This window comes from Leucobacter celer subsp. astrifaciens, from assembly GCF_001273835.1.
GTDB classification, from domain to species: domain Bacteria; phylum Actinomycetota; class Actinomycetes; order Actinomycetales; family Microbacteriaceae; genus Leucobacter; species Leucobacter celer.
Window position 1 is genome coordinate 75,544 of sequence record NZ_JHEI01000133.1, and the last position, 14,143, is coordinate 89,686.

The 14,143-nt window shown below is 63.6% G+C and carries 12 protein-coding genes; 10 read left to right on the forward strand and 2 right to left on the reverse strand.

Features of this window, described 5'->3' with window-relative positions:
* Nucleotides 1-291: 291 nt before the first annotated feature.
* A complete protein-coding gene (locus tag AMS65_RS18610; RefSeq protein WP_075200807.1) occupies nucleotides 292-1,380 on the reverse strand; it encodes a DNA cytosine methyltransferase in 1,089 nt (362 codons plus the stop codon).
* A gap of 339 nt (nucleotides 1,381-1,719) precedes the next feature.
* On the opposite strand from AMS65_RS18610, the gene AMS65_RS02815 reads away from it, so the two are divergent.
* The 10 genes from AMS65_RS02815 (at nucleotide 1,720) to AMS65_RS02865 (ending at nucleotide 13,139) form a co-directional block, all read left to right on the forward strand.
* Nucleotides 1,720-2,163: a hypothetical protein gene (locus AMS65_RS02815; protein ID WP_053382654.1), complete on the forward strand. Its 444-nt coding sequence runs from the start codon at nucleotides 1,720-1,722 to the stop codon at nucleotides 2,161-2,163.
* 91 nt (nucleotides 2,164-2,254) lie between these two features.
* On the forward strand, nucleotides 2,255-5,803 hold the full coding sequence (gene mobF / locus AMS65_RS02820; protein WP_449405305.1) for a MobF family relaxase: 3,549 nt from the start codon (nucleotides 2,255-2,257) through the stop codon (nucleotides 5,801-5,803).
* A 152-nt stretch (nucleotides 5,804-5,955) separates the two neighbouring features.
* Nucleotides 5,956-6,300 carry a hypothetical protein gene (locus AMS65_RS02825; RefSeq protein ID WP_053382655.1) on the forward strand — a complete coding sequence of 115 codons (345 nt, stop codon included), beginning with the start codon at nucleotides 5,956-5,958 and terminating at the stop codon, nucleotides 6,298-6,300.
* Nucleotides 6,301-6,350: 50 nt separating this feature from the next.
* Entirely contained in the window at nucleotides 6,351-8,033 is a 1,683-nt protein-coding gene (locus AMS65_RS19295) for a hypothetical protein (protein WP_157502031.1), read from the forward strand.
* Between the two features lie 132 nt (nucleotides 8,034-8,165).
* Nucleotides 8,166-9,341: a tyrosine-type recombinase/integrase gene (locus tag AMS65_RS02840; protein WP_053382658.1), complete on the forward strand. Its 1,176-nt coding sequence runs from the start codon at nucleotides 8,166-8,168 to the stop codon at nucleotides 9,339-9,341.
* Between the two features lie 86 nt (nucleotides 9,342-9,427).
* The gene (locus tag AMS65_RS02845) at nucleotides 9,428-9,631 is read left to right on the forward strand and encodes a hypothetical protein (RefSeq protein ID WP_053382659.1); all 204 of its coding nucleotides are present in this window, start codon (nucleotides 9,428-9,430) and stop codon (nucleotides 9,629-9,631) included.
* Between the two features lie 24 nt (nucleotides 9,632-9,655).
* Nucleotides 9,656-10,480 (forward strand): helix-turn-helix domain-containing protein, encoded by an 825-nt coding sequence (locus AMS65_RS18995; protein WP_083451440.1) that lies wholly within the window; start codon nucleotides 9,656-9,658, stop codon nucleotides 10,478-10,480.
* A gap of 92 nt (nucleotides 10,481-10,572) precedes the next feature.
* Nucleotides 10,573-11,016, forward strand: a complete 444-nt coding sequence (locus AMS65_RS02855) for a very short patch repair endonuclease (protein WP_075200808.1) — start codon at nucleotides 10,573-10,575, stop codon at nucleotides 11,014-11,016.
* A 151-nt stretch (nucleotides 11,017-11,167) separates the two neighbouring features.
* Entirely contained in the window at nucleotides 11,168-12,331 is a 1,164-nt protein-coding gene (locus tag AMS65_RS02860; RefSeq protein ID WP_053382885.1) for a DNA cytosine methyltransferase, read from the forward strand.
* Entirely contained in the window at nucleotides 12,324-13,139 is an 816-nt protein-coding gene (locus AMS65_RS02865; RefSeq protein WP_053382661.1) for a GIY-YIG nuclease family protein, read from the forward strand. Before AMS65_RS02860 ends, AMS65_RS02865 begins: the two co-directional genes overlap by 8 nt.
* A 100-nt stretch (nucleotides 13,140-13,239) precedes the next feature.
* Here AMS65_RS02865 and AMS65_RS18615 read toward each other — a convergent pair whose 3' ends face one another.
* Nucleotides 13,240-14,139: an FRG domain-containing protein gene (locus AMS65_RS18615; protein ID WP_075200809.1), complete on the reverse strand. Its 900-nt coding sequence runs from the start codon at nucleotides 14,137-14,139 to the stop codon at nucleotides 13,240-13,242.
* Between the last annotated feature and the right edge of the window lie 4 nt (nucleotides 14,140-14,143).

Below are 14,143 nucleotides of genomic sequence, written 5' to 3' on the forward strand. Positions count from 1 at the left end.
GATACGTTCTCAACTCAGCGAAAACCGCGTCTAGAGATTTTGCCAAGTCTCTTGCCTTGGGTGACCTGCGAATCCCCTGCCTCCTCGCGGAACATCGCGCACGCGTACTACGTCATTAGCGAGACTATATAGTCAGTATATTGCTGCATTTTCTACTCTGCCCGTGCCCGTGCCCATTCGCTTGTCGCCAAAGGCCGATTGATTCGTCGACAAGCGTTTCCGGTTCCGGAGGTCGTCGGCAGCCGGTCTCAACTTTGGTTGATGACAACTGCGATGGCACAACGTGGATATCTACCTGGTGGCATTCTCGAGCATCCACGAGATCGCGGTGGCGGCCTGCAACGGTTGCACCCCGTTTCCAAGTGCGGCAAGGCGCTGGTTTGGGGTCAGTGGATGATCGAGGAGGGTCACCCAGCCTGGAAGAAGGCCCATGATCCATTCGACGAACTCTGGTGCTGGCCTGGGGCGAGGTGTGTCGTTCAGAATTGTTGGCGCGGGTGCTTCGCGCCCGGTGATGTGCTCCCATCTGGCGATGGCATCAGCATATCGGCCCCATCGCCGAGTATGCCGTCGATCAGCCACCACAAGGTCTCGGGTTCGGGCTTCCATTCCTCCGAGCCAGCTGGCCCATTCAGCGCGATGTCGATGATCTGATGCGAGAGCGCGATCGTGCCGCGACGCGCTCTCACCTGATCCAGGTTCTCTCCACCTCTCGCGGCGTCGGAAGCGAGTGGCGTTCGGAACAGGGGCGTGCGCGACGATGAAAACGCGAAACCTCGGGTGCGGAGCACCGATGGTGGAAGCGGGTAGGCCGATCCATTGCGCGTCATACCCGATGTCGGCCAGGTCTCCGAGAACGGCGCCGGCTGCGCGGAGAGGTCGAGCTGTGTCGTCTGCCACATTCCAGAAGCCGGGTTCCAGATTGCGAAGGGTTGCGGATTCACGGGTTGCACGATTGCCTCCTTCAGGGATTGCGCGGATCGCGGATGCAGAGAGCAAACCGCGCACGTTCTCGATGACGACGAACTCGGGGCGGAGCTGGTCAATGGCCTCGGCCATGTACGACCAGAGACCGGATCTCGTGCCGGGGGCGAGGCCTGCCATCTTCCCGACGGTGGAGACATCCTGGCAGGGGAACCCGCCGCATAGGATGTCCACTGGCTCGACCTCAGCCCACCTGACATCGGTGATGTCGCCGAGGTTCGGGGCGTCGGGCCAGTGGTGAGCGAAGACGTGCTGCACGGGGCTGATCTCTGAAAACCAGATCGTCTGTGCGTGGAAGACGTGCTCGACAGCGAGATCGAGGCCGCCGTAGCCGGAGAACAGCGACCCGATGCGCGGTGGCGCAGGGTCGGACGGCAGAGCTGGGGCTTCTCGCATCGGAACTCCGGGAGATCGGCGATCCCGGCCCGCGCGTTCAGCGCCGCCGGATGGTCACCTCTCAGGTGCACTCCGCTCGCATCCGCCGCTTCGCCCATCGCGCATATCCCGCACCACCGAGCCCCACCCCGCCTGCGCCGCCCAGCACGGTCCTCCGGTCCGCACCGCTCGTCGCTCGCCCTGCTCCCGAGCTCTCACGCGTCTTGCATCTGCGGTTTGAAGCGAGCATTATGCGCCCCAGAAGTCACACGCCGCTCGTGCTGATCTGCTCTTCGTGCTGTAGCTGACTGCGTGCACCTTCCTTCTGACCGAGACCCCACGGAGGAAGGGACGCACGCCATGAGCACGAAAGCACCGAGATACCAGCCAGCCCAGTTCGTAGCCTCGGGTTGGGAGTCGGGCACGCCGGAGCGTAAAGCCCGATTCGTGAACGCCCTGCTGCGGTTCATAGCCGCCGACTGCCCGCGCGAGCGCTTCACCCGACCCCTGTACGAAGGCCTGTCTACTCACGGCTACTTCGGGTTCATCGCGCATTACGACCGCGGCGGCTTCTACGAAGCTCAGCTCTCCAACCCGGAACGGCGTGCCCGCTTCCTCCGCGACCTTCGCCAAGACTACGAACGCGACGCCAACCGTGACCGGCCCGAGCTGTGGAGCGACGTGAAGCGCGTGCTCGCCGAACGTCTGCAACCCCAGGAGTTGCAGACGCAAGCCCGCCGGTTGCCGACGCCCCAACCCCGGCGCGGGACGCCGAAGAAGACTGCGGGTCCGACACTGTTCTGACCTTTGCCGGGGTTGCGCAACTGCGAGGCCGCAACCCCTCACGCAAACCCAGATTGCAAGATGGAGGGGAGCCGCAACCGTGACGGTCTCGATGCGGGTGATGAGCGCTGGTGATGGCTACAAGTACCTCCTGCGTTCCGTCGTCACCGGCGACGGAGACCGCTCTCTGTCGACGCCGCTCACGCGGTACTACGCCGAAGTCGGCAACCCGCCCGGCCGGTGGCTCGGCGCCGGTGTCACGCAGCTCGCAGGCGGGCAGGTCGTGGCCGGGGATGAGGTGTCGGAGGAGCAACTGCAACTGCTCATCGGCATGGGCCGCGACCCCGTGACGGGTGATCCGCTCGGACACGCCTACCCGGTCTACTCGAACCCGGCCGAGCGCATCGAAGCCCGGATCGAAGCCCTCGACCCCGAGCTCGGCCCTGCCTCCCGCGCGGGGGCCGTCGCGCTGATCGAGGACGAGGAACGACGGCGCGGCACACGGAAGGCCGTCGCGGGCTATGACTACACGTTCTCCCTGCCCAAGAGCGCGTCGGTGCTGTGGGCGGTCGCGGATGCGGGCACGCAAGCCCTGATCGCTAACGCGCATCACGCGGCAATCGCCGAAGCGATCGAGTTCATGGAACGCGAGGTCGCCGCCACCCGTGTCGGATCGACCGGCACCGACGGCGGCGCGGTCGCCCAGGTCGATACCTTCGGCATCGCGGCGACCGCCTACGACCACTACGACTCCCGCGCCTCCGACCCGCACCTGCACACGCACGTCGTGGTATCGAACAAGGTGAAGACCGTGCTCGACGGGCGGTGGCGGTCGCTCGACGGCCGACCCATGCACGCCGCGACCGTCGCGCTGTCCGAACTGCACGAGGCGATCATCGCCGACCACCTCACCCGGCTCTTCGGCGTCGAATGGGAAGCCAGGGAACGCGGCAGGGATCGAAACCCGACATGGGCAATCAAGACGGTCCCGGAAGACCTCGTGCTCGAGTTCTCGACCCGCGCGCATCAGATCGACGCTGCGAAGGATCGCCTCATCGCCGACTACGTCACGAAGCACGGCCGCCAGCCGTCCGCCGCGACGGTCATCAGGCTCCGCGCCCAAGCGACCCTCGAAACCAGGCCTGAGAAGAAAGTCCGTTCCCTCGCTGTCCTCACCACCGAATGGCGGAAACGCGCGTCGGTGAAGCTGGGTCGGGATGCCGGCGTTTGGGCGCGCGAGGCGGTCCCCGCCGGTGAAGTGCGGGTGCTGCGGGCGGATGATGTGCCGCTCGATCTGATCGAAGCGATCGCGCACAGCGTGGTCGAGGCGGTCGGTGCGAAGCGTTCGACGTGGCATCGATGGAACCTCACCGCGGAGGCGGCACGGCAGACGATGGAGTACCGATTCGCGACGACCCGCGACCGGGAGGCCGTGACCGGCCTGGTCGTCGATGCCGCCGAGCGTGCGTCGCTGCGCCTCACGCCGCCGGAGTTGGCTTCGACGCCGGCCCGGTTCCAGCGTGCCGACGGCACGAGCGCGTTCCGGCCCCGCCACTCGGCCGTGTTCTCTTCAACCGAGTTGCTGGATGCGGAAGCTCGGCTCTTGGAGCGTTCCCGCACGATGACCGGCCCGACCGTGCCGCTCTCGGTGATCGAGCGGGCAACTGGTACGCCGGATCGGGACGGGCGGATGCTCGGCCCCGACCAAGCCGACGCGCTCACCAAGATCGCGGTCTCGGGCAGGATGCTCGACCTGCTCGTCGGCCCGGCCGGGACCGGGAAGACCACCGCGATGAACGCCCTCCGGCAGGCCTGGGAACAGCAGCACGGGAAAGGCTCGGTGGTGGGGCTCGCGCCGTCGGTGGTTGCGGCGGAAGTCCTCGCTGATGACCTCGGCATTCAGACGGAGAACACCGCGAGATGGTGGACGCTGCACCTCATGGGGAGAGCCGCGTTCCGGGCGGGGCAGCTGGTTGTCATCGATGAAGCGAGCCTCGCCGGTACTCTTTCGCTCGACCGCATCACGCGCCTCGCCGCAGATGCCGGTGCGAAACTCTTGCTGGTCGGCGACTACTCCCAGTTGCAGGCCGTCGAAGCCGCCGGAGCGTTCGGGCTCCTCGCCAGCGACCGCGATGACGCCCCGGAACTCTTCACGATTCACCGGTTCACGAATGAATGGGAGAAGCGAGCGTCGCTCGGGCTCCGCCTCGGCCACACCGACGTGATCGACACCTACCAAGATGCCGGCCGCATTATCGGTGGCTATACCGGGGATATGACCGCGCGTGCGTATGAGGCGTGGCGAGCTGACCGGGAGGCGGGGATCGCGTCGATCCTCGTCACCGACGCCGCCGAGTCCATGACCGCGCTGAACCTCCGGGCCCGAGCCGAACTCATCCTCGCCGGTATCGTGAAACCGATCCGCGGTGAAGTTACCCTCGACGGCGGGACGACCGCTGCGGTCGGAGATGTCGTCATCACTCGGAAGAATCGGCGGGATCTTCGCTCGGGCTCGACGTGGGTGCAGAACGGCAACCGGTGGACAATCACGAAGGTACGGTCCGACGGCTCCGTGACGATCCGGCCCACACACCGGGATCGCGGCGGGTCGATCGTGCTGCCCGCCGACTACGTTTCCGAACATCTTGATCTGGGCTACGCCGTCACCGCCTACCGCGCCCAGGGCGTCACGGTCGATACGTCGCATGTGCTGATCGATCCCTCGATGACGCGAGAGAACTTGTACGTCGCGTTCACACGCGGAAGAGACGGGAACCATGCCTATGTCGCCGTCGATGCACCCGACGATGCGCACCAGCACCCGCACGAAGTCGAAGACCCAGAAGAAGCCGCACGGCGCGTGCTCTTCGGGGTGCTGAACCATTCGGGTGCGGAGTTGTCGGTGCACGAGACGATCGAGCGAGAACAGGAAAAGTGGGGGTCGATCTGTCAGCTCGCCGCCGAGTACGAGACCATCGCTACCGAAGCCCAGCACGACCGCTGGGTCACCCTCATCCGAGCATCCAGCCTCACCCCGGCGCAGGCAGATGCCGTGCTCGACTCAGATGCCTTTGGCGCCCTCGCCGCGGAGCTCCGCCGTGCCGAAGCGAACCATCACGATGTTGACCGGCTCTTCCCGCGCCTCGTCAAAGCCCGCGGCTTCGATGACGCCGACGACATCGCCTCCGTCTTGCACTGGCGCCTCGCGACCGCCACCGAGCACCCCGCCGCCGGCGGGTACGCCGCTCAGGTGCCCCGGTTGATCGCGGGCCTGATCCCGGTCGCCGGCGGAATCACCGAGCCGGACATGCGGCAGGCGCTCGCGGAACGGCACCACCTCATCGAACAACGCGCCACCACCATCGCCGAACAAGCCACCGCCGAAGGGGTGCCGTGGGTGCGGGCGCTCGGGGCGCGGCCTCATGATCCGCGGAAGCAGGAAGCCTGGACGCGATATGCGCGCACGATCGCCGCGTACCGCGACCGCTACGGCATCACCAGTGACGATGCCCTCGGCCCGGAAGCGGACGGGATCGCGCAGAAGATCGACCACGCCCGTGCCGCGCAAGCGATCCAACGAGCCCGGGCCCTCGCGACTCAGCGGGCACGACCAAAGGCTGCGGCGAACGCACTGACCCGCCGGGGCGGACGGTCGTTGTAGACGACCCGAGGGTTCCGCTTCTCAGCGGCTCGGCATACAGTAGAAGGGCAGCGGCAGAAATCTGCACTACATATTTCGCCTCCGGGCCGGGCCTTCGGGCCACCTCCAATAGCGCCGCTACCTACAGCAGTGTGCTATTGAGAGGAATCATCATGTTGGGCTTCATCGTCTCGGGAGTCGCGAGCGTGGTCGCCACGCTGAACCGCTACCTTCCCAGCCTCCGGCTCATTCAGCGGATCGTCCACCGCCGCGACAGCCACAAGTGGGGCGTCCCCGCGATGCTGATCGCGGTGCCCTACTTCCTCGTAGCGAACCTCTTCAAAGGCATTCTCGAAGACGGAGGCCACGCCCTGTTCAGCGTCCCGCTCCTGTGGTGCCTCGTTATGGGGACCGTGTTCCTCACGCTCGGCCCCATCAGCTTGGTTTTGCTGTTCGCCGCCCGCGTTCGCGAGGCGATGACTCGACGTAGACGAGCGCATTGCAGCATGAACGCTTGAGAACCGGCCACAGGACTCGGGGCGCCCTTTTTGCGTAGGAGAATGGGGGCGTGGAGCCAGACTTTGAATTGACTCGGCGCGATGGTGCGCCGGAGGAACTATGGGAGATTGCTCGCCTGTATTGGGAGCATTCAGGTGTCGATGCCTACGACAAGGTCGTCTGGGTGAGGCCTACGAAATCGATCTCGGTCACTGGGTGGCGCGGATCGGTCCACCATGTGGCCGGTGCTGGTGCAATCGCAGTGCTCCCCGCCGTAAATTGCGTCGAGTGCGGAGAACCATTGACGCTCACCTCTCGCACCGCGTTCGAGTCCGGACGAAACGGGCGGGACACCGTTTGCTGTGACTGCACCCCAGCATATGCGGACAGTGTGCTCCGTGTCGGCGGCTCCGGTCTTGAAGATCTGCGTCTGCGGCAGCAGCAGCGAGCAGCCAGGCGACTCGCCGCGGCGCAGGCGGAGGCGGAATCGAAAGCTGAGCAGCAAAGACAGCTGGACGCGCTCGAAGCCGAGCGGCGTAGCGCGGTTGCCGCACAGTATCCGCTGCAGTATCGCCAGAATCTCCCAGATCCGCGTTCCATTGGTCTCCGCGCTCGGCTGACGACGCTCGCGCTGATGGACTACGCAGCACGAGACGGGCTCGTTGAGCCGGTTGAGCATCAAGACCTCGTGCTTGCGCCGTCTCCCCAGCAGGGGGCAGACCTCATTCATGAGGCAAACGGAGCTCTACTGGTCACTCATCCTTCAACGCCTACTCGGGCGTTTGCCTGGGCGCCAGTGGAGGATAGCGAACAGCCAAATTGGACGGGCTATTTCCCACTCCTCACGCGATTTCATCTTGGGCTCGGCCAGCATGAACCGGCACGGTGGAAAAACGCGCGTGAACACGTTGTTGCATCCGTACAGCTCGATGCACTCACTGCAGTTGAGCAACAAGATCTAGTGACCTTCGCGGCGGAGCTCATTGGAAGTGAAGCACTCCGCTACCTCAAGTTCAAGCTCAACGACGAGTACCGGCTCCCAGACATCTCCAATGAGCTTCGCCCGCGCGCACTCGATCTCCTGACGTTCGCAGCCCGCCAGCTCTCACTTGGGCATCTCATGCGGGCAATCTGGACCGTCACCAGCGGCGCGACGAACCTGAAAGCCTCCAAACCCTACATACCCAAGCAGCGCATCGCGGACTACACCGTCAGCCAGCTCGAAGTAAAACTCCACGACTACCTAGCTCCCGGGCACCAGCTTCTAGATCCGTACCGGGCCGACACCAGGCTCCCGCTGTCCGCACTCACCCGCGCCCTGTACTACGAGGTCGTCCACGCAGACCCCCTAACCTATTCCCTGCCGGAACTTGAGCGGTCACTTCCGGCACCCAGCGACACCTATGCCCGAGAGCTCTGCCGCCTCAGCGTCCCCGACGGAGAACAAGCCCGAGACGCCCTGTTCGCGGCCTCTCGCAACTGGCATGGTGCCCAGTTCCGCCGAGCTCTCTCCGAGATCGAGAACCGGACCTTTGAACCGTGCACGCCGGGATGCATCCACGACTGTCAGCCAGATCTCGCGAGACAATTTGGGGCGAGTTTCGACAAGCTCATCTCTCGAATTGGAGCCGACGCAGCCGCCATCGCCCTGATCGAATCCATGCGCTATTCGAACGATCATCCCGAGATGCCAGCGGAACGTCCAGGTGATCTGCTGCTGACACTCGTCGCCCAGGAACTCGGCGTGCTCTGAACTCCTCACGCATCTTCGGCGTCAACTCGCCGCCCGAGTAAAGCCAGGCTGGAAAGATGCACAATTCCCAGCAGCACCCCCGACCAGCCCATTCCAATCGCTCATATCCCGCTCACCTGAATGGGGGCCACCGTGGCTAGGCCCCGCACGCCCATCGGTACCTTCGGAAAGATCAGCCACCGCCGTCTTGGCAAAGGACGCTGCGAAGCTCGCGCAAGATACCGAGACTGGGACGGCAAGCTACGCGCCGTCCAATGCACCGGCCCCACCCGCACCGCGGCGGAACTCGCGCTCAAACGCAAGCTCGCTGAACGCTCGCTCTTCCAACCCGGCTTCATCGGCATCAGCGCCGACAGCCGCTTCTCCGCCCTCGTGGACTACTGGCTCGAAGACATGGAGATCGAAGACCGCCTCTCGAAAACCACCCGGCAGCTCTACGAACGCAACATGCGCACCCTCGTTGCGCCGGTATTCGCCGAGCTCACCCTGCGTGAGATCGGGGTCGCGCGCTGCGACTACTTCCTGAAGCAGCTCGCGAAACAGAGCTACAACCGGGCCAGGCAGGCCCGCGTCGTCCTCAGACTCGCCCTCGGCCTCGCCGTACGGCACGAAGTGATTCCGCGCAACCCGATGGATCACGTCTCCCGGCTACGCCGCCCCGTCAGCACCCCGGATGCGTTCGAGGATTCCGACATCGAGCTAATCCGGGAGGCCGTACAGGCCTGGGAAGAACGGAAGATCACTGCCGGGCCGAAACCAGACGGGCAGCTCGGCCAGATCATCGAAGTGCTCCTCGGCACTTCCGTCCGGATTGGGGAGGTGCTCGCGATCCGGCTGCGCGATCTCGATCTGCGCAGCCTGATCCCGACGGTGAAGATCGCTGGCACGATCGTGAGCCGGAAAGGCGAGCCGACCCACCGGCAGGATCACCCGAAGACTTCGCGGTCGGTGCGGAGGATCGCGCTCCCGGCGTTCGCGGTGAAAGCGATTAAGGCCCGGCTGAAGAAGCGGCTTTCGATCGACCCGGACGCTCTGCTGTTCTGCAACCGCAAGGGCGGCCCGATGACCACGAACAACGTCCGCCGGCAGCTTCGCTTGATCATGGACAAGACCGGGCTCGAAGGCGTCACGCCGCACCGGTTCCGCAGGACCGGGGCCACCACGATCTATCAGGCAGGCGGGCTCGATCTCGCGGCCGGGCTCCTCGGGCACACCGATCCGAGGATCACCCAGCAGCACTACATCGCCCGAAACGACCTCGTAGACCCGGCTACCGCATCAATGCTCGAACAGCGATTCGGCGGATAGCCGCCCCAGCACGCACGGGAACCGCGCCCGATCACGATGATCCGGGCGCGGTTCCCAGAACCCAGGTCTTCACGTAGGGTCGGAACATGGAGGACAACGGCATCGAGATCCCGGATGATCTAGAGATCCGCGTATGGGATCCGGACAGCGGATACCGCACCTGCACGGTATGCGGCGGCGATTGCGTTCCCGAGCCGAGCGGCGCAGACGGGTACGGCATGCGCATCATGTTTGTCTGCCCCGAGCACGGAGTACACAGCATCGTCGACCCGTTCGCGGACAAGCCCTAGGGACCTGAACTCCTCGGGCAGCTGATGAACGATCCAGAGGCACGCAGCACGATCATGCTGAACGCTGCTCAGATCGCGGTGCTCGAATGGATCAAAGCAGGAAGCCCCGACGGGGTCTACCCGGACGGCGACTTCAGACACCGCATTTCCGCCCGCGCGCTGCAAAACCGCGGGCTCGTGCAGATCTCGGGCCACGGCGCTCAGTGGCGCGCTCAGCTCACTGACCGAGGCAAGGCCTGGCCCGCTGCAGTCCCCGCAGACATCGAGGCGAGAAAACTTCGAACCCAGGCAAAGTCACGGGGGCCGGCCGCAAGCGCTGAACTGCAGGTCACGCTGTATGCAGGGCCGGAAGAACGAGCCGAGGCAACCGTGAAAGCCATGCGGAGAATCAGCAAACCCAAGCCAGCGAAACCACGCAAGATTCCGACGCGGCAAGTGAGCAAGCAGGAGACCTACATGAAGTACAAAGTCGTCGTGACCCGGGTGCAAGTCGCCGAACGATGGGTGCGCGCAACCGATGAAGAACACGCAGCGCAGAAAGTGCAAGAAGAATTCGAACGCCCCTACGGCTACTTCGGCGCCTGGAAAACCACCGCCTCCGAAGTCGAGATCGTCGAAGCGGAGCAGACCACGGTGATCCGCCCGAATCTCCTCTCAGAGACCGGGCCGATGCTGCTCTCCCTGAAAGACGCCGGCGCAGCCCTTGGCATCCCGTACTCTGCCGTGTACGAGCTCACGAACCGAGGCGAGCTGGAACATACCCGCATCGGCTCACGAAAGTACGTCTCCCGAGAATCGCTCATGAACTTCATCAAGGAGAACACCCACCGCGGCTACTACGCAGGCTGATGCCATTTCAGTTCCGAAATGGGAACCAATGTGACAAGGGCATTGGCTCAGATCGCCTACCGATGAGCGCAGATTAGACCTACTCTTAGGGCATGGCAGAGTCCTGGGCGTCCAGCAAACAGGCTCGACGCGCGATGCAGGCAAACCGCTCCCGAGACACGGAGCTTGAACTTGCCGTCCGCCGAATTCTGCACGCGCAAGGGCTTCGCTATCGAGTCGACTTCCGACCGATCAGCGCACTCAGGAGAAAAGCGGACATCGTCTTCACCCGGTTTCGCGTCGCCGTCTTCCTCGACGGCTGCTTTTGGCATGGCTGTGAACTCCACTTCGTAATGCCGAAGGCCAACGCAGCCTATTGGGAGGGCAAGATCACTCGCAACCGAGACCGCGACGCCGAGACGAACCGCCTGCTCGAAGCGGAGGGTTGGACCGTGCTGCGGTACTGGGAGCACCAGAGCCCGGAGGAGATCGCGGCTGCGATCACAACCGCCGTCACGGTCAAGCGTCGAGCTCACGCACTCAGGCAGCCGCTCTAGATCCGCCTCCGCCGAAGAAGCGGGGCCCGCTGTCCATGACGAGGGGGAAGGCCCGCATCGCTCGCAGAGGAGGATCGCTGATCGCGGCCGCTGGAAGCCGGAGACGATGTGTCTCGACGTGAATGACAGTGGCGGCCAGTACGATAGCCGCATGGGAAATGTCACGCCGATCAGCGCAGCCCGACCTCGGGTGCTTGAGTTCTTCGCAGGCATCGGCCTAGCTCGTATGGGACTCGAAGAAGCCGGCTTCCACATTGCATGGGCGAACGACTACGAGCCCGACAAAAAGGCCATGTACGACGCACAGTTCGCCGAGTCGCCCGATCACTCATTCGCCCTCGGAGACATCGGCAAGGTCAAGGTGAAAGACCTCCCGCGAGATGCCGAACTGGCTTGGGCCTCCTCTCCTTGCACTGACCTCTCGCTCGCCGGCACTCGAGCGGGACTCGCGGGCGTGCAGTCAGGGACGTTCTGGCACTTTACGAAGCTGCTCAGAGAGCTTGACGACGGCCGGCCTGAGGTAGTGGTTCTGGAAAACGTCGTCGGTCTCGCGACATCGCACGGCGGAGACGATCTCACCGCTGCAATTCGAGAGTTCAACGACCTGGGCTACTCGGTGGACGTGCTTGCTATTGACGCACGACGCTTCCTGCCGCAGTCACGGCCGAGACTGTTCCTCGTCGGCGCACAGAACCCGCCGGAAGACGTTGCGGAGCCAAACTCCGAGCTGCGACCAGACTGGCTCCAATGGGTCTACGGCGATAAGACCCTCCGTACCCATCGCGCGAAGCTCCCAACTCCTCCAGCACCCAAGACAGAAGGCCTGGGCGAGGTAGTGGAAGACATGTCATTGAATGATGAGCGTTGGTGGGATGCGGACCGCACTGAGGCGTTCACTTCATCGCTTTCCCCCACGCAGCGCGATCGCGTGATGGCGTTGAAGCGAAGCCCTGGCGTGAAGTATCGAACGGCATACCGACGCACACGCAATGGCGTCGCTGTCTGGGAAGTTCGCCCGGACGACATCTCAGGGTGCCTGCGCACCGCGCGCGGCGGCTCATCGAAGCAGGCCGTTGTCCGTCTCGGGAATAAGCGACTGCAGGTTCGCTGGATGACTCCTCGCGAGTATGCGCGGCTCATGGGTGCGGGCGACTACGATCTGAGCGCCGCGAGGAACAACCAGGCACTGTTCGGATTCGGGGACGCTGTGGCAGTGCCCGCGGTGTCCTGGCTCGCGAAGAACTACTTGATGCCGCTGATCCGCGGGAAGCTCGCTTCTGTGAGTGAAGTCCAGGAGGCTGTCGCGAATGGCTAGCCGGGGCACAGCGTCACCACAAGGCGGAGGCCTTTCCAAGCCTCGGAAAAAGGATCTTCCGGCACCGCTTGTTCAAGAGTTCCGGCAGCTTTTTGATGAGGCGAAGAAGGCCAAGGACGATCAAGGCAGGAAGATTTCATCAGCGAAGTGGGGCGTTTATGCCTTCTTCGACTACGACGGAGAGCCGATCTACGTCGGCCAGACGCATGAGCAGCTTGCCACCCGCCTGAACCGTCACTTGACGAACCAGCGCACTGACGCCGTTGCGATGCGAATCCTTGATATTTTCGAGGTCGCGGAAGTGAGAATGTGGCCCGTATGGGAGCTCCAAGGAGTCTCCGCCAAGGACAAGGACGCGCTCAGGCTGCTCGACGCCTATGAGTATTCGGCGTATCTTGCTGCGATCGAAGACAGCAAGTTCGGGGCGATCCTCAACGAGAAGATTCCGCCGATCTCCACACCGGTGGAACTGCCTCAGTCCTACACTTTCCCGCTGATCTCGGAGCAGACGCGGAGGGAGCGAGGACACGCTGATGTGCGCATCGCGAGACGAGCTGAGACAATCGCGCGCCTCGCTGCCGTTGCCCATGAACGCGGAGAGGTCTCTGACGGCCTGCGCCGCGTGCTTGTGATCCAGGCAGTGAGGCTCGCCTACCTCTCCGCCGTGCGGCTGGCTGAGGTCGAGGGCCGCCCTGAACCGGATCCTGCGGCGATCTCTGTCGAAGGGCTGGTTGGCAGTGTGCTCTATGAGCACTCAGACCCGCATGGCGAAAAGAGGGATGATGACCTCCAGGATGGAGAGCCATAGACTTCTCTAGCCTCGGCTATGCGCTCCTCGCCCTGTTGTGACTGCCCTCCGCCAGACCTGCTGCGGCTCAAAATGAGCATTGGGTATCTGGCTTTATCTCCTAGATAGCGATACCGTCTGCAGCGTATTTTGCAAGGCCATAGAGGTCGGGATAGATCGAGGCTGCGTTGAAGCCATAGTGGTTCTCCAACGCCGCTCGTATGTCGGGCTTCCCGGACGCTGCTATGCGGAGGGTGTAGGTGGGCTTCGCGTCCTTGCGAGGCGCGCGGTCCAGACTATTCATCGAAAGAGTCACCGAGGTTGCTCGGCGGACTTCCTCGATGTTCCAGAGGCCGGCTGAACTCCCGTCTCCCGGAGCTTTGCGATACTTCGCGTTCTGTCCGGCATATACCTGCGGCACACCTCCAAGGAGGAAAGCGGAGTTCTGCGCGGGGATGCGGTCGTTGTAGCTTGGGGGCCGCCATACGAGCGGAAGACCGCGCCGCCAGTTGTCTGTTGGGGCCGTTTCCCAAGGAAGTTCGTAACCTCCCCATTTTGCGTCGAGGTTGATCTGCCGGTCGGTTGCATCAAAAATGAAGAGGCGACCATCGGTATCCGGGCGTGGGTCGCCCTTTGTGTCGAACTTCTTTTCTACCGCGAACCACAGCGCCACCAGCGGGTTGAACGAGACATCGAGGAGGCGGGTGGGGCCACCGTAGTGCTGCACATGAGCAAGAATTTCTAAAGCGGAAAGGTTGTCGAAACGCCAACGTCGCCTCGCTTCTGTTAGCAAGGCCCGCTCAAATTCGACTACATCATTCTCGTCTGGCGGCGCTCCCATACGTGCAATGAACCGCCTATAGACCGAACTATGCAATGCGTGAGACGAGTTCGCAACTCCTCGCCAGGCAAGTTCTCGGCTCGGTGTTGTCAGGCTCTGTAAATTGCCAATCTCAGTCAGAGTTTCATCCCACCCAGTGACGGTGTGCTCCCAAGGGCTAAAGAATTCCTCTGCATCCATTTCA

Coding starts and splice junctions, on each gene's coding strand:
- mobF (WP_449405305.1), top strand. CDS start 2,255: ATGCGGGTGATGAGCGCTGGTGATGGCTACAAGTACCTCCTGCGTTCC.
- AMS65_RS02815 (WP_053382654.1), top strand. CDS start 1,720: ATGAGCACGAAAGCACCGAGATACCAGCCAGCCCAGTTCGTAGCCTCG.
- AMS65_RS02825 (WP_053382655.1), top strand. CDS start 5,956: ATGTTGGGCTTCATCGTCTCGGGAGTCGCGAGCGTGGTCGCCACGCTG.
- AMS65_RS02855 (WP_075200808.1), top strand. CDS start 10,573: ATGGCAGAGTCCTGGGCGTCCAGCAAACAGGCTCGACGCGCGATGCAG.
- AMS65_RS02865 (WP_053382661.1), top strand. CDS start 12,324: ATGGCTAGCCGGGGCACAGCGTCACCACAAGGCGGAGGCCTTTCCAAG.
- AMS65_RS02845 (WP_053382659.1), top strand. CDS start 9,428: ATGGAGGACAACGGCATCGAGATCCCGGATGATCTAGAGATCCGCGTA.
- AMS65_RS02860 (WP_053382885.1), top strand. CDS start 11,168: ATGGGAAATGTCACGCCGATCAGCGCAGCCCGACCTCGGGTGCTTGAG.
- AMS65_RS18995 (WP_083451440.1), top strand. CDS start 9,656: ATGAACGATCCAGAGGCACGCAGCACGATCATGCTGAACGCTGCTCAG.
- AMS65_RS18610 (WP_075200807.1), bottom strand. CDS start 1,380: ATGCGAGAAGCCCCAGCTCTGCCGTCCGACCCTGCGCCACCGCGCATC.
- AMS65_RS18615 (WP_075200809.1), bottom strand. CDS start 14,139: ATGGATGCAGAGGAATTCTTTAGCCCTTGGGAGCACACCGTCACTGGG.